Origin of the sequence: Microcoleus sp. MON1_C1 (assembly GCF_036701945.1) — a bacterium.
GTDB lineage: Bacteria > Cyanobacteriota > Cyanobacteriia > Cyanobacteriales > Microcoleaceae > Microcoleus.
Genome location: NZ_JAUBRO010000070.1, coordinates 1 through 25,351, shown reverse-complemented (window position 1 = coordinate 25,351; position 25,351 = coordinate 1). Strand labels below are relative to the sequence as shown.

Sequence of the window (25,351 nt, the reverse complement as noted above, 5' to 3'; positions counted from 1 at the left end):
GGACAAAGGGGGAATTACACTACACAACGTCTTAAGTTTAACTCCAATTAGGTAACTTAATGTTTTGTTACATAGATAGGTTTTTTACCGCCTACCTACTTAATGCAGGAAATGGCCTTTTTGTCTCGGTTCCAGTTTCACCGTACCAGTCCCTTGATATACGGGAGCATTGTAGTCCATTTCCGTTGTCAAAGATACCCACATATCTTTCAAACGGTTATCCGTTTTATAAACACCGGAAGTTAATTTACCCATACACCAATGCAGCGCACCTTTTTGAATGATAAATCCCGAATTTTTTAAGTTAATTTCTACTTGCTGAACCAACGGAATCTTCTTAGTAGGATGGTAAAACTTATTGGTTTCAGGATTGATGTTATTTTGGATGTACCACAAATCCGTTGGTTCCAAAACCTTGATTTCGTATTTCATAATTTACCTCGCTTATTTACTTGAAATGTGTTAAACATTGGATCCGTGATTTTGGGCTTCCACGCTCCCGGACTTATCTTGTGAAATTTATCTTTTGCAGACTTCCTCTGCTACTGTTAAAGTATCTAGCTATCTTAGCAATAGCAGACAACGCCCCTCCACAATTGTTGAGAAAAATTTATGCCTGCGATCGCACAATCTCCCAATTTACCGATTTTACAAGAAATCAACTCAGGATTGCCCAATATTTGCGGCTCCGAAGCAGAAATCAGTGCCGCAGCCAATAGCAACGAACCTGTCTTTCTACCTGCCACAAATCTGCGCCTCGAAAACATTCAAGCCGGATTCGCCTGCGCCCTCCATATGCACCAACCGACAATTCCTGCAGGTGCAAACGGCGAACTGATCAGCAATCTCCAGAATATGTTTGAACATCCCAACCAAGGAGATAACCACAATGCGGGAGTGTTTGCTTGGTGCTATTCTCGCATGGGGGAATTCATCCCACAACTGATTGCTGAAGGCTGCAACCCGCGAATTATGCTCGACTATTCGGGCAATTTGTTGTGGGGATTGCGCCAAATGGGGCGGGACGATATTTTTGATAATCTCAAGCGGATTACCTGCGATCCTCAATATCAACCTCACGTAGAATGGCTGGGGACAATGTGGAGTCACGCCGTCATTCCCTCAACTCCCATTCCCGATATAAAACTTCAAATTCAAGCGTGGCAACATCATTTTGCCGCCATTTTTGGCTTGGATGCCCTGAAGCGCGTTAAAGGTTTTTCGCCCCCAGAAATGCACTTTCCAAATCACCCAGATACACTGTACGAATACATCAAAGCTTTGAAAGAATGCGGCTACCGCTGGCTGATGGTGCAGGAACATTCTGTAGAAAATCCTGACGGTTCGGGATTGTCGCAAGACCAAAAATATATTCCCAACCGTTTAGTGGCCCGCAATTCTCACGGCGAAACAATCAGCATCACGGCTTTGATTAAAACCCAAGGTTCGGATACGAAATTGGTGGGTCAAATGCAGCCGTATTACGAAGCGAAAGGACGCAATAAACAGCAAATTGGCAATATTACAATTCCTTCTTTAGTCACTCAGATTGCCGACGGCGAAAATGGCGGCGTGATGATGAATGAATTTCCCAGCGCTTTTGTCAAAGCTTGGCACGAAAACCGCGAACAAGGCGGCGGAAAATCCGGTGTTGTCGGTTTAAACGGAACTGAATATTTGGAGATAATTGAAGCGGCGGGCGTTAATCCTGATGATTATCCTGTTTGTCAGGGAATTAACCAGCACAAAATCTGGCACCTAGTCGATCCAGATAGTGCAACACCGGAAAAGGTCGAAAGTGCGATCGCCCAACTCAAGCAAACCGACCATAATTTTCACATGGATGGTGCTTCTTGGACTAACGATTTGAGTTGGGTGAAAGGTTACGAAAATGTCTTGGAACCGATGAATCTACTCAGCGCTGCATTTCACAAAAAATACGACCCGCTGTTGCAGCAAGATGCTTCAGTTACCAAGCAGTTTGAATACCAGCAAGCTTTGCTTTACAACTTGCTGCTACAAACAAGCTGTTTCCGGTATTGGGGACAGGGAACTTGGACTGATTACGCGCGCGAACTTTACAACCGCGGCGCTGCTTTAATGAAGTAGCAGAATTTATTGTAGGGTGCCCCGGAAACTAACTGTTTCAGCAGCGTCAAATATCGGCGCTGACGCACCCTACATCTAGAAAACTTTATTGATAAAGAGAGGACTAAAGTCCTCACTACAAACACAGACTTACCAATTACTGTCTACATTTCCTGCATCAGCCGCAAATAGTTTTGCCGCATCTGCGTCATATTTTCCATCATTCTATTAGCCATATCTTTCTCAACATCGCTCATTTGTTGCCAAAATAAAGCCGATCGCCTCGCCATAATTGCTTCTTCCCACAACATCTCCAAAAGTTGCGCAGCCATTGGGTTTTCAGCATCGATAATCCCGCACAATTGCTCGAAGGCCCGGTTGGCTTCGGTGTGAGTGCTAACATCCTGAACCAGGCTTAGGCATTTTTTGAGTTGTACGATCGGATTTTCAGAAGAGTAAGCCATAATTTCACTGAGATAAGCGACAAAAATTACACTGATACCTTTGACATTACTAGAGTTGTGACACAGCCGTAGAGTTCCCTACATACCACCGCCAAGGCAAATCAATTCCTTGAGAAATCCCGATCCGCGTAGTTTGCACAAAATTTATTGTACCCTCCTCCACAGCTTGCTGAAAGTTCTCGCTCCGGTGTTCCAGCCGCAGCGGTTGGCCTGCACCCAAGGGAAAACCGCTTAAAGTTCGATCGATTTCCAGTACCTTACACAGTTTCCCAGGCCCGGCGGCGAGGCGCGATCGCTTCTTATCGGGAATTCCAGCGAATTGTTGGGGAACCGCATCTAGCTGCAAAGCTCGAACCAGCACAGCACTAGCAACTCCCTCTGCATCCGTCACCACGTTAAAACAGTGATACATCCCGTAGATTAAGTAAACGTAGCTCATACCCGCAGGCCCGAACATCACCTCATTGCGAGAAGTTCGCTGTCGGTAAGCATGACAAGCCGGGTCTCCTGGGCCGTAAGCTTCGGTTTCGACAATAATTCCCCGAATCGTCTCGCCGTCCGGAAACTGCCGCACAAGAGTACAGCCCAGCAAATCTGGCGCTACGCTGGTAGATGGCCGCGCCAGCCAAAAAGATTCTACAATCTGAGTATTTGCACTCACTCAACAACAGCAGGTAAATTATGGACGTTAAGTTAGTTTTAGCAGTCTTGACAGCAGTTTTCACGGTTTGCTGTCTGTTCTTCGGCACAAAAAACGGATTCTACGATACTGACAAGTATCACGGCAACGGTTCTGCTCACTAATTTTAGGCGTGCAGTTCATTTCTTAAAAAACCGCTGCCTGTTTGTCAGGCGGCGGTTTTCTTCCGATTTAATAGATATAAACAGTATTTGCTGGCCTTACTAAGGATGAATTGTGCCATCTGGCATTTTAGCTTCTTGCAAGCTAGCATTCGAGAAGTCAGCGCATCCCATGAGGTTGAAACGCATGGTCGGTCCTCGATCCGTTGCTTTCATATTGAAACCAACTACTGCATTTTCTGGGTTATTCTGTTCTGGAACAGCGGTGACATTAAAATCCATATTTGCTTTTTTTTCATTAGCCTCAAGGTTGAATGTGATGCCGGCACAGCCCAAATCAGCTCCCGTGAGGTTGGCTCTATTTAAGTTGGCATTTTTGAGGTTGGCATTGGTCAACTTGGCTCCTGATAAGTTAGCACCTTCTAGATTAGCTCCCTGCAAGTTGACTCCTTGCAAGTCTAATCCTTTTAGGTTGGCATTGCTGAAATTGCATTCGGGACACTGTTTGGTTTGCAGCAATTCCTTGACTTGGTTTTGTTGATTTGAAAAAGTTAGATATTTTACCGCAGTAAATACAACTGCGATGGACAATCCAGCAGTAAAGAAATTCTTTAATTTCATAAATATCCGAAAAGCTTCGGGGGCTTTCTATCGCGGTTAATAGATTTCTACAATAGTGCGATCGACCTCTCCAGAATTTCCCCAACAAAATTGTCGGCATCTGAGTCAAGCACTCCGGCGCAATTAAACACCGCCGGACTTATACATCCCGCCTTTTTTCCCTCGCCCGTGCTGCTTTGAGTTTCGGACTCCCCCCGTCCGTCTGCTTCACTTTGCTGTGAGCAGTCCACAAACAGAATTTATTCTTACCCGAAGGCGCGCATTTGCATATACCTCCAGACTGAAATAAAAGAAACTTTATTTATATCCCTGGAATGAGCTAATTTTCGAGAGACTTGAGGATGATTGAATACAAAGGCAATACCGTACCTGCGCTGTTAAGTTCTCAGCAACTACTTTTGTCAAAATTGCTTTGAGAAATTAATTTACTCTAAAAACTGTTGGCAGCAGCTCAGGTTCCTCAACCTCGCCAGAACACACCCTACCTGTAATCCCGACAATTCGGAGCGGCAATGAACACAATCAAACCCGAACCCAAAAGATCGCGCTTCATGGCTCTGCTGCTGACAACGCTGCTGACCTTTCCCTTTGTGAGTGCTTGCGGTTCTAGCGAGCAAAATTCCGCTCCCCCGCCTCCTGTTGACAACACTCGCGCTGGAGGAGTGCAAACTAATCGTGCCTCCACTCCTTCGCCACAAGCAAAAAAAGGACTGAACAATGCTCAAAAAGTAGGGATTACTTTAGCAGGAGCAGCCGCCCTTTACTACATCTACAATCAGTACAAAAATAAACAAGAAAAGGGGCCGCAGGGAAAACATTACCTTTCCAAAAACGGTCGCGTTTACTACCGCGATGCCCAGAATCGCGCGGTCTGGGTAACGCCCCCGCCTGAAGGAATTAAAGTTCCGGAGTCCGAGGCAGCGCGTTACCGCGAATTCCAGGGGTACAACAACCAAAATACCGGTCGAGACCTTACTACCTTGCCGGAAGCTACAAGTCCTGTTCCCGCACAGTAGTCTAAGCATTTGAGATTTTAGATTGCAGGTTCCGTGAGTTTCCATTAAATCTGGGATTCCCAATCTAAAACAGTCGTTTTTCAACACATAAAAAAGAGGAACTTTATCATGGTAGACGGGTTTTTGCGGAAGTTAAAAGATGCGATCGTCGGACCAGACGGCGAGCAAGTCGATCCTGACGGCTATTACGAAGATGCCTCAAATCCCGGAGAGTACGGCAACGTGACTCCAGCCAGCCAAGACCCCTACGGCGACCCGGCTGAGTACGGAGAGTACGGCAACGTGACTCCAGCCAGCCAAGACCCCTACGGCGACCCGGCTGAGTACGGAGAGTACGGCAACCTGACCCCGGCCAGCCAAGACCCCTACGGCGACCCCGCAGACGACGCCGGTACCGACTACGCACAGTTCGGCAACGTGACTCCGGCCAGCGAAGACCCCTACGGCGACCCTGCAGACTACGTAGCGGATGCTGGAATGTTCGGCAATGTCGTCCCCGCGAGCGAAGATCCCTACGGCGACCCGGCGGATGAAGAAGGCTTTAGTTAACTCAGTTGCCTAGAAAAATTACCTGGTAAGCAACAGCACCCCTACGGGGGTGTTTTTTTTGCCAGTTCTTTTTGCTAGTTCTCAAAAACGGAGAGGGTGGGATTTGAACCCACGGAACCTTGCGGTTCACCTGATTTCAAGTCAGGCGCATTCGACCACTCTGCCACCTCTCCGGGCGCATTCATTTTATCATACCAGCAATTGTCTCTAACTACAAATAGCCGCAGATTCACCGCCCCGATAAAGAATTTGTTCTAAGGCCACCGCGAAATCTGCCCCCAGCCAAACCAGAGACACTTCGGACACTGCTCCATTTTCCAGCAGGACGATCGAGAAATTCCGCAGTTTCGAGCACTCTCTCTCCACAATTCGCGGTACGCTGGCTGCATTCAAATACACCGTACCCTCCGCACTCACCTCCAGCGACTTCCGCAACTCGTGCTTCGTGTGCCGCAGTTTGTGGTGCATATGACCAAAAGTTACCAGCGGTATGTGCTTTCCTGTGGTACGAGTTCGAGCGATCGCCTCCGCAAAATCCGGGTCGCCCCAATCCCCTCCCAGCGGCTTCCAATCTCGCCCGCAGGGGTCTTCAGGAGCCTCTCCCAACCCCGTCGGGCCCGTGTGACCCAAAAAAATCACATTTTCGCAGTGCGCCTCCGCCGCCGCTTCTGCAATGCGTCGCGCTGATTCTTCAAAACTCTCTACCCCAAACCACTCCGAGTAAAAATCCCCGTACTTCCACTCCGATCCCCCCCAAGTAAACGGGCGGCTTCCCACCACAGTTACGCCCAATTCGGGAAAATCACGCTTCCGGTAACCGACGTGAGCTTCTCCCATTAAATCTAACTGCTGTTTTACCCAATTTTCTTGAGTGCGATCGTAAGGGCACTGACTGCGGCCCCACTCTGTCGCCGTGTACCAAGCGTCGTGGTTCCCAAACACCGCTGCTTTCGGAATGTCCAATTGGGCGATCGCCCGCACCACCTCCACCGACTCATTGCCAAAATCCCCCACAAACAGCACCAAATCAACGCCCATATGCTTCAGGGCCTCGCCGTCTTCCGGTTCCCAGCGATCGTGAACGTCCCCCACCACCGCAATTTTGATAGATTTAGCTTTATTCATTTCATTTGTTATGTGCGATCGATCCCTAGCCCCTTCTTACTCAGCATAAGAAACAGCGACCAATTTTTGCACTCTCCCGCAGCATATTTTGGATTTTAGATTTGAGATTTTAGATGGGCTCGACTGAACAGCCAGCAGTTTTTGGTGAATTCAACTATAATTCAAAATACACTTTAGCTGTCTTCGCCACCTTCCCCGGAATATTCTAACTGTGTTTACCACCGCACCTGCTCCGAACTTTACTCAAACCCGACTGCCCAACGACTTGTTTGCAGCCATTAACGCCCTCAAACAAGAGTTGAACGCCGTCATTCTCGCCCACTATTACCAAGACTCCGAGATTCAAGACATCGCAGACTTCATTGGCGACTCCCTAGAACTTGCCCGCAAAGCCGCCAACACCAGCGCCGATGTCATAGTTTTTGCCGGAGTTCATTTCATGGCTGAAACCGCAAAAATTCTCAATCCCGACAAATTAGTATTGTTGCCAGACTTGAATGCTGGGTGTTCCCTCGCCGACAGTTGCCCTCCCGAAGCCTTTGCAGCTTTCAAAGCCGCTCGCCCAGGACATTTAGTAATTTCCTACATTAATTGTAGCGCCGCAATTAAGGCAATGAGCGATATAATTTGCACCAGTTCTAACGCTGTTAAAATTGTCAACCAAATTCCAGAAGATCAGCCGATAATTTTTGGACCAGATCGCAATCTCGGGCGCTACGTCATGGAACAAACCGGTAGAAACATGGAGATTTGGCAAGGAGCCTGCATCGTCCACGAAAACTTCTCAGAAAAAAAGATAGTTCAACTCAAAATCGAAAATCCCGAAGCCGAAATAATTGCCCACCCAGAATGCGAACCTCCCGTGCTGCGCCACGCTAATTACATCGGCTCCACCACTGCTTTGCTCAAATATTCTCAAGCTAGTTCCAGCCAAGCTTTTATTGTCGCGACTGAACCGGGAATCATTCACCAAATGGAAAAGCAAGCTCCGCACAAACGATTCATTCCCGCTCCTTCAACCAATAATAACTGTGCTTGCAACGAATGCCCGCACATGAGATTAAATACCTTGGAAAAATTGTATCTCTCCCTAAAAAATCAAACCCCCGAAATTACCATGCCGCTAGATATTCAACTAGCAGCCTTGCAGCCGATCGAGCGAATGCTAGAAATGAGCTAACCGCTGGCTATTTTTAAGTAAATTTATTGTGTGGTGGGTTGGGCGCGGTGATTCAATTAAGTCATTGCCTAACCCACCAACATCGATCGGCAATCTGTGAATCAGTTGTCCGCTCCTTCTCTTCTCTTGCTATGCGCCTCTGGGGTTTCTGCCTGTAAAACTCATGAACAACTATAAATGATGTCCGAAAAACTGATTGTTTTCACCCGCTATCCCGAACCGGGAACAACCAAAACTCGACTTATTCCGGTGCTGGGAAAAACAGGCGCTGCCAACCTTCACCGCTTGATGGCCCAACGGACGATCGCCTGCGCTCTCTCTCTCGAAAAATCCCGCCGATTATCGGTAGAAATTCACCGAGCCGGCGGCAGCGAACAACTGATGCAAGACTGGTTGGGAAGTGATATTATTTGTCAAAATCAAATAGACGGAGATTTGGGCGCAAGAATGACAGCAGCGTTTGAAAAATCTTTTAATTCAGGGGTGGAAAAAACTGCAATAATCGGTACAGATTGTCCTGATTTGAAAGCAGAAATCATGGCACAAGCTTTTGAGAAACTGAGCCAGCATGATTTAGTTTTGGGCCCCGCCCAAGACGGAGGTTATTATCTGATAGGGTTGCGGCGATCGATACCGGAATTGTTCGCTGGCATTCACTGGGGAACGAGTCAAGTATTTGCTTGTACGCGGGCGATCGCGCAAAAGCTAGACCTCAATATTGCTTATCTTCCCACTCTTGCAGATATCGATCTACCAGAAGACCTCCTCGGTTTAGATATTAATATATTGAAAGAACTAAAGTCTATTTAATGTTTCTCACTTATTAGGAATTCTCATATATAATTTGAGAAAAATACTTGATTATTAAACCAGAAAGCCATAATATAGTAAGTGTATTTGTCTAACCAAATGCTGAATATCAGTAGTGGTTAGACAGCGCTTGGGACAATAGTCCCAGGCGCGAGAAAAAGCCAAAAATTAGCAAATAAATGAGCAACTAACAGCTCTCCTTTGTACGAAACCCGCTCTGGCAGATTAAAGCCCAATGTAGGCGCGGGCCCGGCGTAAAAAATTAGCAACTAACAGCTCTGTTTTGTACAAAACTCGCCCTCCCATCTTAAGGCCAAATGTAGGGGCGATCCCGGCGTAAGAAATTGGCCAAATAACAGATAAGCTTGGTACAAAACCCCTCTCTCTCACGGGGTGCTTAATTCTGTATGTCGCCAGAAAATCCCAATCTCAAAATTTCGATTATCATTCCAGTCTTAAACGAAGCATCTACAATTGCCCCAGTCATCTCCACCGCCCTTGAGGCTAAAAATGTCGAAATAATTGTCGCCGACGGCGGCAGCAGCGACGGTACAGCAGATATAGCAAAATCTTTGGGCGTGCGAGTTATCTCCACCGCCCCAGGCCGCGCCACCCAAATGAATGCAGGTGCTGCTGCTGCTACTGGAGATATCCTGCTGTTTCTCCACGCAGACACTCTTTTGCCCCCTGGGTACGACGATAGCGCGCGTCGGGCACTAGCTAACCCGTCTGCAGTGGCGGGGGCCTTTGAACTCAAGATTGACGCCAGCAGGCTCAGCCTCCGGCTGGTAGAAACAGGGGTAAACTGGCGATCGAACTTTTTGGAAATGCCCTACGGCGACCAAGCTATTTTCCTCCACGCAGTTACCTTTGACAAACTCGGCGGTTTTCCCGACTTGCCCCTCATGGAAGACTTTGAATTCGTGCGCCAATTGAAAAAACAAGGCCGCATTGAAATAGTACCCCAGCCAGTGCTGACCTCCGCCCGTCGCTGGCAGCAGCTTGGGGTCATCAAAACTACCGCCATTAATCAAATAGTAATCATCGCTTATTTCCTAGGAGTGTCGCCCGATCGACTCGCTTTCTGGTATAAGAGGCAAAAGAAAAATTCTTCCAAAAACTAAAGAATAGTGAACTTTTCTAAAGCTTGCTGCCAATTATGCAAATAGGAAACACCTCCCTGCGTAAAATATGACTTGAACGCCTCAACTTTATTAAACTGCGAGGACAAACAGAATATGCCCGATCCCAGAGATGCAGAGCTTATTAAACCCTTTAACGGCGACCCCTTCACGGGTCATCTAGCCACCCCCATCAGTGCTTCTGATTTCACAAAAGCATACCTTGGGAACTTGCCCATCTACCGCAAAGGACTCTCGCCCCTAGTTCGAGGTCTAGAAATCGGTTTGGCACACGGTTATTTCCTCATCGGGCCCCAAATCGTCTTCGGACCCCTGCGGGATTATGGAGAAGCAGCTAATCTCGGCGGATTATATACAGCCCTCGTCTTAGTTCTGCTTGGCACAATAGGTCTGTCTCTTTACGGTTTAGTCTCTTTCAAACAAGACAACACCAGCTACCCTAGCGCTAATCCCATGACCCCCGATGCCCTCAGAAATTCTGAAGGGTGGAGCCAGTATACCGCTGGTTTCTTCATTGGCGGGATGGGCGGCGTCTTTCTTGCCTACTTCTTACTCGAAAACTTTAATGGCCTCGATGCCATTTTCCGGGGTTTAGTCAATAATTAGACTCGACTCCCAAATATCCCTGTTGGAACACACTAACTTTAGTTTGGAGAATTTGATATGACAGGTTCCTACGCTGCTTCTTTCTTGCCTTGGATCATGATTCCGCTAATCACCTGGCTGATGCCGGTTGTGGTAATGGGTTTGTTGTTTATCTACATTGAAAGCGACGCCTGAGCCTTACCTCTAAAGTAAGACCTAAGTTGGAAAGCCGAAGTAAGACAATTGACGAACAATTGCTCTGAAATTTCTAGATAAATCTAGGGAAAATCAGCAAAAATTGTTTTGAGATAGCTGGCTATCCGAAAACTTAGTTTCTTTACCCCCATCCCCAGAATTTATCTGTGGAGCAATCTTTCAGTTTTCTTCCTTCAAAACTCCTAATTGCAAAAAAATCCTCTGTCGGCAGGCAGAGGATTTTTTTGCAAAGAAGACAAATCATCCGATCAGAGCACACAAATTGCCAAATTCTAAGCCACAATTGTTATGGAAACCTACTAATGAGGAGACAGCGATGCAATTTTCCCCCGCACGCCGCATCTTAGCTCCATTCCTGATCTCGGTATTGCTGTTAGTGACCGCCTGCGGTCAAACCCAAACCGAATCCCGCTGGGACAAAGCCCAGCAGGAAAGCACCCAAAAACCTGCTAAAGCCAAGCAGACAACTGCTGACAAATCAAGTGCTAGTAATCAAAACCTGCCCAAGAAGGCAGTTGCAGGCGGTAAGTTAAATAAATATTTCCCCTCTTCTGGCGGTGGATTCGATCGGGTTTTTGCTCAAGAAAAATCCGGTTTTGCTGAAGCTAAGCTGAACAAAGGCGGTAAAAATGTCGCGGTTCTCTCGATTAACGACATCGCCGGCAACCCCAACGCAGGTGCAAAATTTAAGCAAAGTACCAAGCAAATCAGTGGCTATCCCGCCGTTAATCAGGGTGCTAATGGTACCGCTGTTTTAGTGGCAAATCGCTATCAGGTGAAAGTTCAATCCCGCACTACCTCTTTTACCGCTAGCGATAGGGAAGCTTGGCTGTCAAAATTTAACCTGGGCGGCCTCGCCCGCCTCAAGTAGCAATCTCTTTTGTCAAACTCCGCGCCCGACTCAAGTCTGGCGCTATCACCACTAAGTCTGCCACAATGAGACTGTGAAGTTTTGCAATCTGCCAAAAGTAATACCTTTGATTTTCGTTCCAGCATAAGGAGTTTTTTGTGAGCAAAACAGTCTTTGAATTAGTCGATCAACTGCCTCAAGACAACATGACTGTCAAAGCCCTGCGAGCGCTTGACTTTGTGGTTCCCGGCGAGTGGAACAATTTAGTTGGCTTTGAAAATACAATTCGCACCGTTACTGGCGAAACTGACGAAGAACTGATTCAGCAAATCGGCGAGCGCGCTATCTACCTCTTCAACGATAAATCAGAGGGCTACCAGCGCGCTCTCTGGCTCTACCAAACTATTGACAACGCCGACAAGGCTTTGGGCACTGCCGCCCTCGCTAATAAGGTTGCGGAAAATGTCTCGTTTTTGTCGTTCCTCGGCAATATCACTCCCAAGGCAGAAAAAGCTCAAACGATCGACCTTTCTTTGAAGTTAGTCACTGAGTTGCTGGCGTTTTGCCAAATCAACGGCATTCCCGGCGACAGCATCGGCGATTTTGCCGCATCCTTGGGTGACTACGGCGGCGAATCCCTGATGCGGATGGCTGCTTTGGTTTGTTTTGACGGTTTGATTCCTTTGGGGCCAGACTTTATCATGGCAACTCAGTCTTGGATTCAAAAGCTCTCTCCTAACGATTTGCAGTCCAATCCGTCATTTAATGCCATCGGCGGCATGATTCCTGGGGGCTCTCCCGCAGGCCAACTCGGCTTTATCGGCGAAAGCTTTAACTCGGTTTCTGGCTGGATGAGCTCTTTTGTGAGCGATCGAGGTTTAACTCCCCAAAACGTACTCGGCAACTTGCAGAATTTTGTAGAAATTTCTGCTGACAAGGTGGACTACGTGGGCGCATTCCTCGATATGACTACCAACTACTACGAACACACTGGTGTTCAAACTCTCGCCCGCCGTTTGATTGAACGAGCTGTCGCTGAGATTTAGAATAACCAAAGGAGTTGTGATATTGGCAGGCGATCGCCCTCTGAGAGTGTTTTGAGTTCAAATTTTTTGGAAAGAGCAATTCTCTCTCGGTTGGTTTTCGATAAGCAGTGTGCGCGATCGCAAAAGTCGATCGCCCCCACCTGCACTCACAACTCCTTTTACCGATCACTTTTAAAAGGAAGCGTTAATGCCAGAAGAACCGCAAAACCCTACCGCTGGAGAATCGGAAACTCCCAGTGCTTCGATCGAGAACGCCCCGAGTTCCGACGAACCCGAGACAAGCGACTTTCCCAGCACTGACAAGCCTCAGCCGACTGCTAAAAAACCCGCAGCCAAGAAAGAACCGAAAAATCCTACCGCTGGCGAATCCGAAACTCCCAGTGCTGCGATCGAGAACGCCCCGAGTTCCGACGAACCCGAGACAACCGACTTACCCAGCACTGACAAGCCCCAGGCGGCTGCTAAAAAGCCCGCAGCCAAGGCCGAAGGCGACAAGCCCCCAGCTAAAGCTAAAAAGGAAAAAGCACCTGCTGTTGAAGACAAGCCCTTTGCGGAATTTATTCAACAAGATTATTTGCCCGCTTTGCAAACTGCTTTGACTAAGCAGGGCGTTAAGGATTTAGAGGTGAGTTTGGCAAAGCAAAAACTCCCAGTTGCGGGCATGAGTTCCGCCGGGGATTGCTGGCAGGTAATTGGGAAATTCCAAGAAGGTCAGCGCCAATTTAACCTATATTTTCCTCAAGAAAATATTCAAAGTCAAAGGGCGTTTTCCTGCGCTGACAATAATACCAAAACTAGCACTTTAGAGCCTTTTTTGATAGATGAGCGCAAGGTAACACTAGACCTCATGGTGTTTGGCGTAGTCCAGCGGCTTAACGCTCAAAAATGGCTAAATCTTAATTAGTCAGTAGTCATTAGTTATTAGTCCTTAGTGGCTGGTCTTCGGACACTTAATAATGAGTGTCAGGGCGGGTTAATTTTAATATAAACTTTACGCCTCGCCCAATCTCTAATTTGGCCCTGACTGACTCAGAAGTGAGAAGTCATAGCTAATGACTAATGACTAATGACTATTGACTAAGGACAGATTTTCTTCGGATTTGGTCAAAAAATTGCGAGCTTGCATTATCCCGTAAAGGTTAACATCTGTTTCTAACAAACAAGCATGACCGCTGTTAGCCAGCAGCACCATTTCAGCATTGGGAATTACCTTGACTAAAAGCTTCGCTTCTACTAGGGAAGGCAGCAGCCGATCGGCACCGCTAGCAATTACTAGCGTCGGCTGTTTGATGCCACGCAACTGATTTTCGTCAACATTAAACGATCGCACTAACGCCAATCTCCACACAGACGTGTTTTGCGGTACCGCTTGCATCGCTTCTAGCAAAGCGCGGCGATCGTCGCGCCCAATCTTTCCTAATGATGCTAATATCGGCAATAAACCGATTACCGAGAGCGGATAAAGGTTTGCCGGCAGCCACTGAGTCAGGTACGAGCCCCACTGCACCCAAGGCTGCTGTCGAAACGAAGAAGCTGGATTGACTAAGATTAATCGATCGCACAATTGGGGAGCTTCTAACATCACTTTCATCGCTAAACACCCCCCAAATGACTCGCCGCACAGATAAACCGGCCGCTTCGGCTTTCCGGCTTGCTTTTCGGCTTCAATTAAGGCAATTGTTTCCCCAACCAGTACATCCCAACTAGGCCTATCGTCCGCAGGTAAAGTTAAGCAACGAATGTCGAAATGATTGGCTAATTTAGGAATTTGGGATCGCAGCAGCAAACCGCCCCCGTCCATACCGGGCAAAAATACAAATAAAGGGCGATCGGGTTTCGGGGGTTTGGGGGTTAGGAAACGAACCTTATTGTTAGCATTTGCCATGATTCAAGTCAATCGATTTTAGATTTTAGATTTTAGATTTTAGATTGGAAATCTGACACCAGCCAATAGTCAACAGTCAACAGTCAACAGTCAACAAACTTACAAACAACCTCGTTGGAGTAATTCTGCAATTTCGCCCTGACAGTGGTCTGTGAGTTCAGCCACAACTGCTTTGGCTTTTTTGCCTTGATATTGCTGCTGTCTCTCTACAGTAATCCAGTAAGGCTGGCCGATTAAAACATTAACTCGCTGATAAATTATCACAGGATGCCACCCAGAGCGATCGAACAGTGGTTCCGAAGGATCAAAAAAACTCAACAACTTGAGCGGTACACCCGATCGTACCGAGTGTTCCTCAAAAGAACTAATGGCCACCGGCAAAACCGCCAAATCCCGCACCGGCGCCCGCAAAGCCAAATGAGCAAATCCCCGCTGAAACTTCCCCACAGTATTGGGCCCAGTCACCTTCACCATCGGTTCTGCACCCTCTGGAAACACCCCCACCATCTCCCCGCTTTGCAGCAGCGCTGTCGCTTGAGAGAAAAAATGCTGCTGTCGGTGCTCCGGTGCTTCCAAGGGGAAAGCGCCGAAAGTCGTGACAATTTCTCTCATCACCGGAACTTGACCCATGTAATGATGACAAGCAAAGCGGATCGATCGACCCAAAGCCGCCGTCAGCAGCACAGGATCTAAGAAACTGCGGTGATTGCTGACCACCAGCACCGGGCTCTCTTGGGGAATCCGGTCTTCGCGGTACATAAACATCTGCGTTCCCAAACCAGCCAGGAAACAGCGCGAAATCAGCAATTTGCTCTCTGAAAACATGGGCCAAAAGACAGGTGGGACACTATAAAGGTTGATTCCATTGCCATGCAGCTTAACATTACTTTACCAAGTGGGGGCTCTCTCAAAAAGTAGACTTTCCCCTTAGACCTTCGTTGGGTAATCCTGGACGCACCGGTGGCAATCACCTTGGTTTTTTCGCCCGTTTACTTCTAGTGGATCCGCCAAAACCCTAAAAAACCCGGTTTCTAGGCCTCGGAGTGCGATCGCCAAGTGTTTCTGCAGAAATCCCCCCTCAGAAGCAAAAATTTATCAAGTGTTGTGGCAACTTATATAAAGAATGTTTAAAACAGCCCCAAAACCAAGTTGTGGCAGCTAAACTTAGAAATTTACAGTGGGCATTAACGCACTGTCAAAGTATTTTTGGACAAGTCGTAATAGCAATCTCGCGAGGCATCAAATGAATAACATCCAAAACTATCGCCTTAAATGTACCCTCACCTTTGGCGACATTTACGGTCAAATCATTGTTTGGCTGATAGTCATCTTCCTAAGTCTAGCGTCGGCACTCGCCTTGTGGAGTAGCGCCCGCCAAATCTTCGCCTTGGCTACCGTCGGCTTGATTTTAGTGCTGTCTCTGCCCTTCTTGCTGTTTGCTTTCGTTACAACTCTGCTAAATAACATTGAAGTGCTTGCCGTAGAACCCGGTACGGAACCTCAACCTTCTGCAACGGGAAATCAGTCGCTTCAGAATCCTGCCGAAAGCGCCGGCTAGTCCAATTTGAAATTTTAACTTTTGATTTTCCATTCAAATCAAAAGTTAAAAAACTTCCTGCTCTTGTGGTAGGAAGTTTTTTTTTGCGTCACGATAAGTTGAGCAGAACACTCAAAATAATTCAAAAAAATGCTAGAACACGACGTAATCATTGTAGGCGGCGGTTTAGCAGGTTGCCGCGCCGCAGTAGAAATTGCCCGGACTGACCCGAGTTTAAAGGTAGCTGTCGTCGCCAAAACTCACCCGATTCGATCGCACTCCGTCGCAGCCCAAGGTGGCATGGCCTCCAGCCTGCAAAATGTCGATCCCGAAGACAGTTGGAAAGCCCACGCTTTCGACACAGTAAAAGGTTCAGACTATTTAGCCGACCAAGACGCGGTAGAAATCCTCACCCGGGAAGCACCCGGTGTAATCATAGATTTAGAACACATGGGAGTCCTCTTCTCCCGCCTCCCAGACGGCAGAATTGCCCAGCGCGCTTTCGGCGGACATTCCCACCGCCGCACCTGCTACGCCGCCGACAAAACCGGTCACGCCATCCTCCACGAATTAGTCAACAATCTGCGCCGTTACGGGGTTCACATCTATCAGGAGTGGTATGTCACGCGCCTGATTTTGGAAGAAGGTCAAGCCAAGGGGGTAGTTATGTACCGCCTTCTAGACGGTCAAATTGAGGTTGTCCGTGCTAAGGCGGTGATGTTTGCTACGGGCGGTTACGGCCGAGTTTACAATACCACGTCGAACGATTATGCCTCGACGGGAGACGGTTTGGCGATGACGGCTTTAGCTGGATTGCCGCTGGAAGATATGGAATTCGTACAGTTTCACCCGACGGGTTTGTATCCCGTGGGAGTGTTGATTTCCGAGGCTGTGCGGGGCGAAGGCGCTTATTTGATTAATTCAGAGGGTGATCGATTTATGGCCAATTATGCCCCCTCGCGGATGGAATTAGCGCCCAGAGATATCACCTCGCGGTCAATTTCCATAGAAATTCGCGCCGGTCGAGGAATTAATGTTGATGGTAGTGCAGGCGGCCCCTTTATCTATCTGGATTTACGGCACATGGGACGCGAAAAAATCATGAGCAAAATTCCTTTTGCTTGGGAAGAAGCCCACCGTTTGTTAGGAATTGATGCCGTAAATCAGCCGATGCCCGTCCGCCCTACCGTTCACTATTCAATGGGGGGAATTCCTACTAATGTTAGTGGGCAAGTTCGCAGCAGTCCTGACAGTTTGGTAGAGGGTTTCTTTGCAGCGGGCGAAGCAGCTTGCGTGTCGGTTCACGGCGCCAACCGTTTGGGCAGCAATTCGCTGTTGGAATGCGTAGTTTATGGCAAAGTTACTGGCGCAACCATAGCACAATTTGTACAAAATCGCAAGTTACCGACAGTAGACGAACAGCGTTATATTACGGAAGCAAAAGAGCAAATTCAGGCACTTTTAGAACGTCCCGGAAAATACCGAATCAATCAAGTGCGACAGCAGTATCAAGATACTATGACTGAGTATTGTGGCGTATTTCGTAGCGCCGAATTGATGCAGGAAGGTTTAAAGAAATTGGAGGATTTAGAGCGACAATATGAGGAGGTTTACTTGGACGATAAAGGCAAGTTGTGGAATACGGAAATTGTGGAAGCTTTGGAGTTGCGGAGTTTGATTATTGTCGGGAAAATGATTTTAACTTCTGCTTTGAACCGGCAGGAAAGTCGGGGAGCTCATTCGCGGGAAGATTTTACTGAGCGCGATGACAGCAATTTCTTGAAGCATACAATGGCGTATTATTCGCCTGCAGGAATTGATTTGGCTTATATGTCGGTGGCGATTACGATGTTTGAGCCGCAGGAGCGGAAGTATTAAGTGGTAGGGTGGGCGATGCCAGCCCTGTTAAGGTTGTGAAGAAATCCCTCAAACGTTTGAAATTGCGTAGCGGGCGATCGTTAAATCTTCTTCTGTTAACAGGTGATCGGCAATAAACTAGGTTTATTGCCGATCGCCACAGCCTAGAATCACGGAAATCAGTCGATCGCATATTGTCCGTCTGGATGCCGCTGCTGCAAAATTTGCCGGATCGAATCAGTTAAAATTAAACTTTGCGGATGCTCGTGAAAATTTTTTACTAAAGTACCGTCGGAGTCGGGTAATTGAGTGTGGTCTGGAAAAGCCGGAGGTAGAACAACGCGGTTAACGCTAGTAGTCATAATTCCCTCCGAGGTCTTACATAATGGGTAATTAGTAATTGGTAGTCGGTACCAGGACGCTGGCCGCGAGGGCTTAGAAACGAGGTTTCTTCATGTATCTGTCGTCGTTCAACCAAGATTTATCGTAGAAACCGGAGTTCTTTTCCTAAGCCCTGCGTAATTAAGAAGAAAGCGAGTAGTTTTGAGTTTAAATTATTAAGTATTTCACTTAATAATTTTTCACTGACCACTCGAACTCTTTCACTAAAAACTTTCCTTAAGGTTTCGGTAGCGCACCTTCAGGACTAGGAGAAGCAGCCGGTTCGGGAGAAGCAGCCGATTCGGGAGTCGTCGTAGCCGCAGGAGAAGGCGAAGGAGTGCCACTAGCTAACTGATTAATTTGGTCTTTATAGTTAGGAGGAGCTAACTCAGTAGCTCGATCGAACAGCGTTTTTGACTCATCTGTTTTGCCCTGTTCCTTCAGCACGATCGCCTTTCCTAAAGTGGGGCGAAAATCTTTGGGATTAGCCTTAGCAGATTCGTCGTAAATTGCGATCGCCTCCTCGTAGCGCTTCTGCACAGCATAAACCTGTCCCAAAATCAACTGCACTGAAGTTACATCAACACTTTCCGGTTTCGCCAGATTTGCAGCCGGAGCAGCCTTCAGCGTATCTTGCAGCAATCCGATCGCAGCTTCGGGCCGCTGCTGTACCAGCAGCAAATTCACCAACCCCTGCAAAGCCTTAATTTCCCCAGGCTTAGACGCTAAAATTGACCTGTAAGCTTGAGCAGCCCCTTCGCGATCGCCCGTGCGTTCCTTAGCCTGAGCCAGCAAAATTCCGTATTCAGTAGTCTCAGGATTCAGCGAAGCCAACTTTTCCAAAGGAGCGATCGCATCCTTAATGTCGCCCACTCCTTGGCCGATCAACTCCAGCCGCACCTGCAACAATCCCCGCAAAGCCGTTACGTTGTCAGGTTCCCGCTGCAAAACCAATTCGTACCCCCTAGCCTGAGCTTGCAGCAACTCTGATTGCTTCTCCCCAGACTGCGCCGTCTGAGTAGGTGTTGGAGTTGACCGACTTTGCGCTTGGCTGGCCTTGAGAATACTGTCTAAAATTGGCACAAGAGAAAATCCCAAAAAAGCGATGAGCGACAGCACCACCACCACAGTAATCAACCCACGACGCTTATTTGCTTTTTCCATAATTCAACTATCCCAGCTTAAAATGTACTATTTTCTAAGAATTAAGGCATTGCCCGGGAGCATCTGCCATTTAACTAGATCCATGCAACCATAAAAGTTCTTAACTTCAAAGTCCGAACGGACAAAGCAGCCTTTTACTTGCAGCTAATATGGTAACAGACCCACAACTCCATGCTAGCTAAACAATTTTGGACACTCAGACCCGCAGCCCCAAGGACTGCGGTGTCTGTCCAATTTAGTCTGGTCAAGCTAAAAATTACCGAAAATATGGCGGATCAGGCCGTTAGGTAATTGGATTAAGTAAAATAGGCAAGCTGAATATCCTAAATGCTATTAGCCAGCAACTCCAGCTCAGCGCGATCGCAGGATCGATCGGTCAGCAACTGCCAAAGTCCTTGATCGCAAGGATTTTAGCAGCCAGCGAACCGATCGGCACTCGTAGCGTTGAAAGTTGGCGTTGACGGGTCACAACCAGACCTGCGGGCGCAAGCCCCAAGTCTGGTGCTAGTAGTTTTTAAAGCAGTTTCTTCAGTTTATTCCTAATTTCCCTTAAGGGATGTGTCTCCGCTGCAAGGAGTTTTTATGAACCCCTCTCCCAACCGGTCTTCCAAATCGTCCAAATCTACTTCAACTCGCAAGGCTCAGCCCAGCGAACAGGCCGTCAATCCGCCTAATGATCCAGATGCCATTCCTGAGACACCAGACGAAAGTTCGGTGCCTTCGGCGTCGGCTGCACCTGTTGACGAAAATCAACCGGCAACACCAACAGACGCCCCAGCGTCCAAGGATAGGCTGCAACGACCACGCTACAGTTCTGCCCTCGACAAGGACACAACAAAGCCACAAGACCAGCCCAGCAATGCTCCTGCACCCGCGCCTGCCGCGTCTTCGACACCTGTCAGCGATACTCCAGCCCTAGCAGTCGCACCGGCCGCAAACGCCGAGCCACCCGCTAACGAAAGTCCGGCCGATGAGGACATACCCTCCGTCATGCGCCAACATCCCATCCCCCCCCCCAGCGAACCCAGACAGTACCGAGCTGTTGGTTTGGTGCGGGGCCGCTACACGCAATCAGAAGAGCAATTCACCCGGGGTATGCTGATAGCTGCCGACGGAACTGCCATCGATGCAGTTTTGCTGGGTAGAGTCATGAGTTTAGTCAAAAATCACCTGGATCTGGAACAAGAACACCTGTGGGTGGTCTATCCCCGCACCAGGCAAGAAGACGGGAACTTGCACGCCCAGATTATGGGAGTTTGGGAGCCGGAAACGCTTAAGAAACCTCCCGAACCGTCCTCTGATGAGGAAAATCAGGAAGCAGCGGAGATTGAGGCTAGCGGCGAAGCATCGACCGCATCTTTGCCTCCCTCGGAACCTGATGTTGAAGATGGCTATTTTTCGATTAGAGGTGAGGTGATTTATCAATCCCAAGACGAAGAAAAGTATGTCATCGTCAAAATCAAGCAAGCTCCCCGCAAGAATGACGACAAGATGAAGTTTTTTAAACTGAAACTCAAGGGAGATTTAGCAACAAAAGCGATCGGGTTTTTTTGGGATTTCCACGTCAAATTGAAAGCTGACAGTCTGATGATTGAGCAAGCCAATAATATTGGCGCCCTGCCGATTAAGAAGCGGAAATTCCCCCCTGGCAGCAAGCCGCCCGGTGGCTTCAAAGGAGGAGGGAAGCGTCCGTTTACTCCTAAGCCGCGCGGTGACGGTGCTCCTGTAGGCCGTCCTAACATCAAGTCTGCAGCAGCAGCAGCACCGCCTGTCCCCAAGGAACCTCTTCCTAAGCCGGTTAAGAAGCCTAAACCGATCGAGGAATGAACCAATTTTAGATTTTAGATTAGTGTGTCCAAGACTAATTTACAACCGCTAAATCGCCAATCTAAAATCCTTTATTCGAGCCGGACTTGGGCGCCCCACAAATCTTGCGGGAGAAATACTCTGTCAGTGGGTAGGGGAGCAACTGGGGCCGTGAGGGTAAATTGACCCGCTTCAATTTGCTGCTTCAATTCCAATGCTACTTGCCGGGACAGAAACATACTCGCAAGGGGGGCGGCCCGCACAGGTTTGCCCTCTATCAGGATGCGACCAGTCTTTAATTGAGCATAGCTGACTAAACCGAAGGTGGGACGAACGCGCCGGGGGATAGAGAAATCTACCACCGGCGCTACTATTTTTTTGTCGGATACTGCACAGTTGGCGACGACGGTTTCGTTTAAGACGGGAAAGGGGATGCCGACTCCCAGCATCAGGGATGGGCCGTAGTTTTTGAAGTAGCAGCCGCGCACCCATTTCGAGTTCATCTGTTTGGCGTCGCCGATGAGTGCGAGGGTGGCGGCCGGGCCGATGGGGGTGCGGTTGGGCTGGCGTTTTTGCAGCGGGAAGTGCTGGGTCCCTTCCCAGGTGATGTAGCCCTGAGCGCCTCCTAGGAAGATGCGGGTGCCGATGCCGATGATTTGGAGGTCGGGGTCGTTGAGCAGGGGAGACATGGCTCCAAGGTTGGAGTAGACGGCGTTGCCGAGGTTTGGTTGCAGGGGCCCGAGGTAAGTGAACAGCGGGCGATCGCCCCCGTTGACGCCAACAATAAAGTTTTGATATGCGTTGCGGGGATTGAATAAATAAAACTGGTTGATGGTATCGCGGGTAATCGTGGTTTCAAAGGAGGCGCGGGGGTAACAGTCTGTTACCTGCCCCAAGGCTCGCAACTGCACGGGTTTCCCGGCAATCAGGTCTTCGATGACGTGTCCGCCGCCCCGTTCCCGGGATTCTTCGCCGTCTTCGGCTACTTGGGTGGCTCCCAGGTACAGGTCTACTGCCCCGAAGCCGGAGTAGGCTAAAACGCCGTCTAGCCAGCACTGGCGGATTTTTATCGGCGGGTCGGTATGGCCGAGGTTGATGATTGCACCGGAGGATTCCATCGGCTCGAAGGTGCCTGCGGTAATCACATCGACTTCTTTGGCTGCTTGGGTAATGCTGGTTTCTTGAACTCTAGTTTTGAGTTCTTCGATTGTCCAGACTGTGGCTTTGCCCTGGCTGATTTTATCGTTGATTTCGTCGATCGATCTCATAAGAGTATTTTAGATTTTAGATTTAGATTTTAGTGTGATGGAATGTCGATCGAGCGAATGCAGTGTTGGCGAGCGACCTCCTTATTGGTCTTCGCTATAAATTAGCTACAAACTCTGTGTTTGCAATTGCTTCCTCACCGACTGCCGCCAATACCGGACAAGAGCATTATTGTCCTGAGTTTCTGGCATTTGTACTAGATGATTCAGCAAGGTTGCAGGCATAATTGGAAATGCGAGACTGTATGCGCCAAAAACATATCTGGGTTTTTGAAGTTGGTAAATTTCGACAGTTCCTCCCCTCTATCGCCCACTTTCAATAATTCCTAGCTGGTGATAAATTGATAATCGATTCGAGGATACACTGGTAAGATCGACTTTAATGATTAAAGCGGGCGGCCCATCGTTTGAAATTCCAATTTTTTTTACCTAGACTACTCTCAACATTTTGGAGAGAAAAACATGAATCTTGTTCTGCACCTTGTTGTAAATCGGAGCAATTTCAACTCCTCGAACTAAATCCTTTAACTCTTAAGTCTAACTCTTAAGTTAAAGCGGTAACGATGCGTTTTAGCACGCAATTTATGTTTTCGTGCAACTCGGACGGTATCATGATTTCTAGCACTCCTCGACTGTAAGGAAATTTAGAGGCTCTGCGATCTCTAGATTCTACCAATAAGGTCGGATAAGTTGGCTAACTGATATTTGGTAAAACCACTTTTTGAGTAGTTTTTAAACTGGGAGTCTCAAGGGGTGCAACAGTCATCATGGATCGATTTCAATTATTGATTTTCAGGAGTGTGGCTTTCGGTATTATTTGGGATTTCTAATTTTTGTTCTGGCAGGCTTTCTGGCTTGCTATGTGTTACTCCTATAGATTCGTACTCCTCGTGAATAGCGGTGTCGATGGCTGCTAGGTGTCTGGGATTGGTCTGCCACTGGTTGAGAATGTCTTTAATTAAAACTTCTCTAACCCAAACTTGAGCGACAACGGTGAGAGGAAGGGCAAGCAATAGTCCTAAAAACCCAAAGAAGGTGGCGAAGAATACTTGAGCTATTAAGGTAACAGCGGGCAATAGCGCTACTTGCTGCGCCATAACGTAAGGGGTGAGGAGGTTGCTTTCAAATTGTTGAATTAGAAAGTAGAGGATGAACACAAAACCTGATTTTAAGGGAGAGTCTAAAAGTGCGATAGTCACTGGAGGAATGACACTCAAACCGGGTCCGATATTGGGTATTAAGTTCAGCAAGCCTGCTAAAACAGCGTGAGCTAGGGCTAGGGGAACCTGCAATACTGATAAACCAATTAGGCTGAGAAAAGTGATGACGCTCATGCTAATTAAAGCACCGATTACCCATCGACCGAGGGCTATTTCGCATTCATCTAAGATTCCCTCGATTCGCCGCCGATAAAAAGAGGGAAATAGTTGAATAAATCCTTGGCGGTAAGATAAAGGATCTGCTAATGTCATCAAGGTCAAAACTATAACTAGCAAAAAGCTGAGAATAACGCCTAAGGTGTTGCCGACAAAGGCTCCTGCACCGCCGACGAGTTGATTGAATAGGGGTTGCAGTTGTTGGATAATGTCGTTAATATCAAGATTCGGTAGGCGCTGACCAATTTGTCCCGAAAAGCGACTTTCAATCTGATCGATCCACTCATTTAATTTTGCTATTCCTTGAGGGCCTCTTTGGGTAAGTTGTTGAAACTGTTCGGCAAAGGGTGGTACAATGATGAGGAATAATCCTACGAAGATGAGGACTAGGAAGCTGACTGATAAGAGTACGGCGATCGATCTTTTGAGTCCGAATTTTTGCAAGTAGCGTGCTAGCCTGTTTAAGGCGGTGGCTAAGACGACGGCGGCAAATAGCAGCAGTAGGGCCTGCCTGATTTGCCACAGGATGTAACAAGATGCGATGAGGGCTAATAAACCCATCCACTGTCCTAGCTTCATTAGATTTTAGATTTTAGATTAAGGAATAGGGTATTGGGAATGGCTGCTTGCTAATTGCTCTGCTCCCCAGACGCGATGAATCGCCTCTATACAAGATACAGCAGATGCGCGCGATCGCATCTTTAATCGAATACCCCTACTCGGACATTAGCATAAGCAGCCACCTCAATTCCCTTTTGCAAACACCTGCTGCGCTGTCAGCTTCAATTCTGGGAAAGTTGGGGACTCAATACACTCGCCCCTTCGGAACAGTTTGACTGGGTATTCCCCGTCAATTAGTTGGTAAACGGAAAAGGTTGGTTGCTTGGGGTTGCCAATGAACCGTCTGCCACCCAATCCTAGATAATCTACAATCCAATATTCTTGAATACCCATTGACTCATATGCCTCAAGCTTTAGGGCATAATCATCACCCCAATTAGTGGTAGTTACTTCTACAATTAGGGGAACTGATAAACCCATTGTGATAATTAATAATTTCTCCCATCGCGGCTCGTTTCCAATGGCTTGCTCGTTAAGTACAATGATATCTGGCTCATACCCCGATTCCTGGCGCATGGGTTTGATGACGCATTCTTTGGGGATGAAGTAGGGCAAGTTAAGACGCTCAATTTCAGTTCCGACTTTCCGTGCGCTAAAACCGGCCACTGTAGAATGTTTGCCTGTAGCTTTTGGTATCTCAAGAATTTCTCCATTGTGCAGTTCGTAGCGGTGTTCTGAATTCTCTGGATACCCGTCAATGAATTAATCGAATGTTACTAATTCAGGTATGATTTGAATCATGGTAAGTGCCTCAACATTGGTTTTGATAAGCTGTACGGGAAATTAAGATTTGGGCAAAAACACAGTCTTTAGACCAAGTAGCGATCGCACTTTTTGATTGTGCCTCTACTGCTGCTGTTGGCGCGATCGCCCTAACCTATAGAATTCTTGGCGTTGCTGAAAGACTAATGGTTATCATGGTAAAAGAGGAATAAGTAGAGTGGACGGAGGTTAATCCCGATGAAG

27 protein-coding genes, 1 tRNA gene and 1 pseudogene are annotated in these 25,351 nt (G+C 47.8%); 15 read left to right on the top strand and 14 right to left on the bottom strand.

Going from position 1 to position 25,351, the window contains the following annotated elements:
* Positions 1-99: 99 nt before the first annotated feature.
* Positions 100-432, bottom strand: coding sequence for a hypothetical protein (locus QUA62_RS26420; protein ID WP_333407743.1), 333 nt, complete (start codon positions 430-432; stop codon positions 100-102).
* Between the two features lie 180 nt (positions 433-612).
* Here QUA62_RS26420 and QUA62_RS26415 point away from each other — a divergent pair, with 180 nt between their 5' ends.
* Positions 613-2,109 (top strand): glycosyl hydrolase family 57, encoded by a 1,497-nt coding sequence (locus QUA62_RS26415; RefSeq protein ID WP_333407741.1) that lies wholly within the window; start codon positions 613-615, stop codon positions 2,107-2,109.
* Positions 2,110-2,252: 143 nt separating this feature from the next.
* Here the strand turns inward: QUA62_RS26415 and QUA62_RS26410 are convergent, their stop codons facing one another.
* A complete protein-coding gene (locus QUA62_RS26410) occupies positions 2,253-2,552 on the bottom strand; it encodes a hypothetical protein (RefSeq protein ID WP_006633230.1) in 300 nt (99 codons plus the stop codon).
* Between the two features lie 49 nt (positions 2,553-2,601).
* Positions 2,602-3,213 carry a DNA-3-methyladenine glycosylase gene (locus QUA62_RS26405; protein ID WP_333407739.1) on the bottom strand — a complete coding sequence of 204 codons (612 nt, stop codon included), beginning with the start codon at positions 3,211-3,213 and terminating at the stop codon, positions 2,602-2,604.
* A 20-nt stretch (positions 3,214-3,233) separates the two neighbouring features.
* On the opposite strand from QUA62_RS26405, the gene QUA62_RS26400 reads away from it, so the two are divergent.
* Positions 3,234-3,356: a hypothetical protein gene (locus tag QUA62_RS26400; RefSeq protein ID WP_006633228.1), complete on the top strand. Its 123-nt coding sequence runs from the start codon at positions 3,234-3,236 to the stop codon at positions 3,354-3,356.
* A 99-nt stretch (positions 3,357-3,455) separates the two neighbouring features.
* Here QUA62_RS26400 and QUA62_RS26395 read toward each other — a convergent pair whose 3' ends face one another.
* Complete coding sequence (locus QUA62_RS26395; protein ID WP_333407737.1) at positions 3,456-3,974, bottom strand: pentapeptide repeat-containing protein; 519 nt, start codon at positions 3,972-3,974, stop codon at positions 3,456-3,458.
* A 47-nt stretch (positions 3,975-4,021) separates the two neighbouring features.
* Entirely contained in the window at positions 4,022-4,204 is a 183-nt protein-coding gene (locus QUA62_RS26390) for a hypothetical protein (protein ID WP_333218402.1), read from the bottom strand.
* 282 nt (positions 4,205-4,486) lie between these two features.
* Between QUA62_RS26390 and QUA62_RS26385 the strand changes: the two genes are divergently transcribed.
* On the top strand, positions 4,487-4,990 hold the full coding sequence (locus QUA62_RS26385) for a hypothetical protein (RefSeq protein ID WP_333218401.1): 504 nt from the start codon (positions 4,487-4,489) through the stop codon (positions 4,988-4,990).
* Between the two features lie 108 nt (positions 4,991-5,098).
* Positions 5,099-5,539, top strand: a complete 441-nt coding sequence (locus QUA62_RS26380; RefSeq protein WP_333218400.1) for a translation initiation factor — start codon at positions 5,099-5,101, stop codon at positions 5,537-5,539.
* A gap of 88 nt (positions 5,540-5,627) precedes the next feature.
* Here QUA62_RS26380 and QUA62_RS26375 read toward each other — a convergent pair.
* Both QUA62_RS26375 and QUA62_RS26370 read right to left on the bottom strand, forming a co-directional pair.
* A tRNA-Ser gene (locus QUA62_RS26375) sits at positions 5,628-5,712 on the bottom strand.
* Between the two features lie 34 nt (positions 5,713-5,746).
* Positions 5,747-6,664: a TIGR04168 family protein gene (locus tag QUA62_RS26370; protein ID WP_333407735.1), complete on the bottom strand. Its 918-nt coding sequence runs from the start codon at positions 6,662-6,664 to the stop codon at positions 5,747-5,749.
* Positions 6,665-6,875: 211 nt separating this feature from the next.
* Here QUA62_RS26370 and nadA point away from each other — a divergent pair, with 211 nt between their 5' ends.
* From nadA to QUA62_RS26330, 8 genes are all read left to right on the top strand, one after another.
* Positions 6,876-7,844 carry a quinolinate synthase NadA gene (nadA, locus tag QUA62_RS26365; protein WP_333407734.1) on the top strand — a complete coding sequence of 323 codons (969 nt, stop codon included), beginning with the start codon at positions 6,876-6,878 and terminating at the stop codon, positions 7,842-7,844.
* 177 nt (positions 7,845-8,021) lie between these two features.
* Positions 8,022-8,654: a TIGR04282 family arsenosugar biosynthesis glycosyltransferase gene (locus QUA62_RS26360; protein ID WP_333407733.1), complete on the top strand. Its 633-nt coding sequence runs from the start codon at positions 8,022-8,024 to the stop codon at positions 8,652-8,654.
* Between the two features lie 407 nt (positions 8,655-9,061).
* On the top strand, positions 9,062-9,778 hold the full coding sequence (locus QUA62_RS26355) for a TIGR04283 family arsenosugar biosynthesis glycosyltransferase (protein ID WP_333407732.1): 717 nt from the start codon (positions 9,062-9,064) through the stop codon (positions 9,776-9,778).
* A 114-nt stretch (positions 9,779-9,892) separates the two neighbouring features.
* Positions 9,893-10,402, top strand: a complete 510-nt coding sequence (locus QUA62_RS26350; RefSeq protein ID WP_006633219.1) for a photosystem I reaction center protein subunit XI — start codon at positions 9,893-9,895, stop codon at positions 10,400-10,402.
* 57 nt (positions 10,403-10,459) lie between these two features.
* Positions 10,460-10,576, top strand: coding sequence for a photosystem I reaction center subunit VIII (locus tag QUA62_RS26345; RefSeq protein WP_006633218.1), 117 nt, complete (start codon positions 10,460-10,462; stop codon positions 10,574-10,576).
* Between the two features lie 337 nt (positions 10,577-10,913).
* Positions 10,914-11,468, top strand: coding sequence for a hypothetical protein (locus tag QUA62_RS26340; protein WP_006633217.1), 555 nt, complete (start codon positions 10,914-10,916; stop codon positions 11,466-11,468).
* 137 nt (positions 11,469-11,605) lie between these two features.
* Complete coding sequence (locus QUA62_RS26335; RefSeq protein ID WP_333285642.1) at positions 11,606-12,493, top strand: hypothetical protein; 888 nt, start codon at positions 11,606-11,608, stop codon at positions 12,491-12,493.
* 187 nt (positions 12,494-12,680) lie between these two features.
* Positions 12,681-13,397, top strand: a complete 717-nt coding sequence (locus tag QUA62_RS26330) for a DUF2996 domain-containing protein (protein WP_333407731.1) — start codon at positions 12,681-12,683, stop codon at positions 13,395-13,397.
* A 159-nt stretch (positions 13,398-13,556) separates the two neighbouring features.
* On the opposite strand, the gene QUA62_RS26325 is transcribed toward QUA62_RS26330, so the two are convergent.
* Both QUA62_RS26325 and QUA62_RS26320 read right to left on the bottom strand, forming a co-directional pair.
* The gene (locus QUA62_RS26325) at positions 13,557-14,378 is read right to left on the bottom strand and encodes an alpha/beta hydrolase (RefSeq protein WP_333285638.1); all 822 of its coding nucleotides are present in this window, start codon (positions 14,376-14,378) and stop codon (positions 13,557-13,559) included.
* A 99-nt stretch (positions 14,379-14,477) separates the two neighbouring features.
* On the bottom strand, positions 14,478-15,203 hold the full coding sequence (locus tag QUA62_RS26320; protein ID WP_333218390.1) for a lysophospholipid acyltransferase family protein: 726 nt from the start codon (positions 15,201-15,203) through the stop codon (positions 14,478-14,480).
* Positions 15,204-15,621: 418 nt separating this feature from the next.
* Between QUA62_RS26320 and QUA62_RS26315 the strand changes: the two genes are divergently transcribed.
* Positions 15,622-15,936 carry a hypothetical protein gene (locus QUA62_RS26315; protein ID WP_006633212.1) on the top strand — a complete coding sequence of 105 codons (315 nt, stop codon included), beginning with the start codon at positions 15,622-15,624 and terminating at the stop codon, positions 15,934-15,936.
* Between the two features lie 129 nt (positions 15,937-16,065).
* Complete coding sequence (locus QUA62_RS26310; protein WP_333407730.1) at positions 16,066-17,793, top strand: succinate dehydrogenase/fumarate reductase flavoprotein subunit; 1,728 nt, start codon at positions 16,066-16,068, stop codon at positions 17,791-17,793.
* Between the two features lie 164 nt (positions 17,794-17,957).
* Here the strand turns inward: QUA62_RS26310 and QUA62_RS26305 are convergent.
* Positions 17,958-18,134, bottom strand: a pseudogene (locus QUA62_RS26305) (Uma2 family endonuclease); the annotation flags it as partial.
* 256 nt (positions 18,135-18,390) lie between these two features.
* The gene (locus tag QUA62_RS26300; protein WP_333407729.1) at positions 18,391-19,317 is read right to left on the bottom strand and encodes a tetratricopeptide repeat protein; all 927 of its coding nucleotides are present in this window, start codon (positions 19,315-19,317) and stop codon (positions 18,391-18,393) included.
* Positions 19,318-19,899: 582 nt separating this feature from the next.
* Here QUA62_RS26300 and QUA62_RS26295 point away from each other — a divergent pair.
* Positions 19,900-21,144 carry a hypothetical protein gene (locus QUA62_RS26295; protein ID WP_333407728.1) on the top strand — a complete coding sequence of 415 codons (1,245 nt, stop codon included), beginning with the start codon at positions 19,900-19,902 and terminating at the stop codon, positions 21,142-21,144.
* Between the two features lie 71 nt (positions 21,145-21,215).
* Here QUA62_RS26295 and QUA62_RS26290 read toward each other — a convergent pair whose 3' ends face one another.
* From QUA62_RS26290 to QUA62_RS26280, 3 genes are all read right to left on the bottom strand, one after another.
* Positions 21,216-22,391, bottom strand: coding sequence for a homocysteine biosynthesis protein (locus tag QUA62_RS26290; RefSeq protein ID WP_333285628.1), 1,176 nt, complete (start codon positions 22,389-22,391; stop codon positions 21,216-21,218).
* A gap of 779 nt (positions 22,392-23,170) precedes the next feature.
* The gene (locus QUA62_RS26285) at positions 23,171-24,343 is read right to left on the bottom strand and encodes an AI-2E family transporter (protein ID WP_333407727.1); all 1,173 of its coding nucleotides are present in this window, start codon (positions 24,341-24,343) and stop codon (positions 23,171-23,173) included.
* Between the two features lie 165 nt (positions 24,344-24,508).
* A complete protein-coding gene (locus QUA62_RS26280; RefSeq protein ID WP_333407744.1) occupies positions 24,509-25,084 on the bottom strand; it encodes a Uma2 family endonuclease in 576 nt (191 codons plus the stop codon).
* Positions 25,085-25,351 lie beyond the last annotated feature (267 nt).

What these genes read in the sequence shown, in the direction of transcription:
- QUA62_RS26340 (WP_006633217.1), top strand. Translation starts at nt 10,914, where the DNA reads ATGCAATTTTCCCCCGCACGCCGCATCTTAGCTCCATTCCTGATCTCG.
- QUA62_RS26285 (WP_333407727.1), bottom strand. Translation starts at nt 24,343, where the DNA reads ATGAAGCTAGGACAGTGGATGGGTTTATTAGCCCTCATCGCATCTTGT.
- QUA62_RS26295 (WP_333407728.1), top strand. Translation starts at nt 19,900, where the DNA reads ATGAACCCCTCTCCCAACCGGTCTTCCAAATCGTCCAAATCTACTTCA.
- QUA62_RS26350 (WP_006633219.1), top strand. Translation starts at nt 9,893, where the DNA reads ATGCCCGATCCCAGAGATGCAGAGCTTATTAAACCCTTTAACGGCGAC.
- QUA62_RS26315 (WP_006633212.1), top strand. Translation starts at nt 15,622, where the DNA reads ATGAATAACATCCAAAACTATCGCCTTAAATGTACCCTCACCTTTGGC.
- QUA62_RS26410 (WP_006633230.1), bottom strand. Translation starts at nt 2,552, where the DNA reads ATGGCTTACTCTTCTGAAAATCCGATCGTACAACTCAAAAAATGCCTA.
- QUA62_RS26355 (WP_333407732.1), top strand. Translation starts at nt 9,062, where the DNA reads ATGTCGCCAGAAAATCCCAATCTCAAAATTTCGATTATCATTCCAGTC.
- QUA62_RS26400 (WP_006633228.1), top strand. Translation starts at nt 3,234, where the DNA reads ATGGACGTTAAGTTAGTTTTAGCAGTCTTGACAGCAGTTTTCACGGTT.
- QUA62_RS26330 (WP_333407731.1), top strand. Translation starts at nt 12,681, where the DNA reads ATGCCAGAAGAACCGCAAAACCCTACCGCTGGAGAATCGGAAACTCCC.
- QUA62_RS26420 (WP_333407743.1), bottom strand. Translation starts at nt 432, where the DNA reads ATGAAATACGAAATCAAGGTTTTGGAACCAACGGATTTGTGGTACATC.
- QUA62_RS26290 (WP_333285628.1), bottom strand. Translation starts at nt 22,391, where the DNA reads ATGAGATCGATCGACGAAATCAACGATAAAATCAGCCAGGGCAAAGCC.
- QUA62_RS26370 (WP_333407735.1), bottom strand. Translation starts at nt 6,664, where the DNA reads ATGAATAAAGCTAAATCTATCAAAATTGCGGTGGTGGGGGACGTTCAC.
- QUA62_RS26415 (WP_333407741.1), top strand. Translation starts at nt 613, where the DNA reads ATGCCTGCGATCGCACAATCTCCCAATTTACCGATTTTACAAGAAATC.
- QUA62_RS26380 (WP_333218400.1), top strand. Translation starts at nt 5,099, where the DNA reads ATGGTAGACGGGTTTTTGCGGAAGTTAAAAGATGCGATCGTCGGACCA.
- QUA62_RS26325 (WP_333285638.1), bottom strand. Translation starts at nt 14,378, where the DNA reads ATGGCAAATGCTAACAATAAGGTTCGTTTCCTAACCCCCAAACCCCCG.
- QUA62_RS26310 (WP_333407730.1), top strand. Translation starts at nt 16,066, where the DNA reads ATGCTAGAACACGACGTAATCATTGTAGGCGGCGGTTTAGCAGGTTGC.
- QUA62_RS26395 (WP_333407737.1), bottom strand. Translation starts at nt 3,974, where the DNA reads ATGAAATTAAAGAATTTCTTTACTGCTGGATTGTCCATCGCAGTTGTA.
- QUA62_RS26320 (WP_333218390.1), bottom strand. Translation starts at nt 15,203, where the DNA reads ATGTTTTCAGAGAGCAAATTGCTGATTTCGCGCTGTTTCCTGGCTGGT.
- QUA62_RS26300 (WP_333407729.1), bottom strand. Translation starts at nt 19,317, where the DNA reads ATGGAAAAAGCAAATAAGCGTCGTGGGTTGATTACTGTGGTGGTGGTG.
- QUA62_RS26385 (WP_333218401.1), top strand. Translation starts at nt 4,487, where the DNA reads ATGAACACAATCAAACCCGAACCCAAAAGATCGCGCTTCATGGCTCTG.
- QUA62_RS26345 (WP_006633218.1), top strand. Translation starts at nt 10,460, where the DNA reads ATGACAGGTTCCTACGCTGCTTCTTTCTTGCCTTGGATCATGATTCCG.
- QUA62_RS26360 (WP_333407733.1), top strand. Translation starts at nt 8,022, where the DNA reads ATGATGTCCGAAAAACTGATTGTTTTCACCCGCTATCCCGAACCGGGA.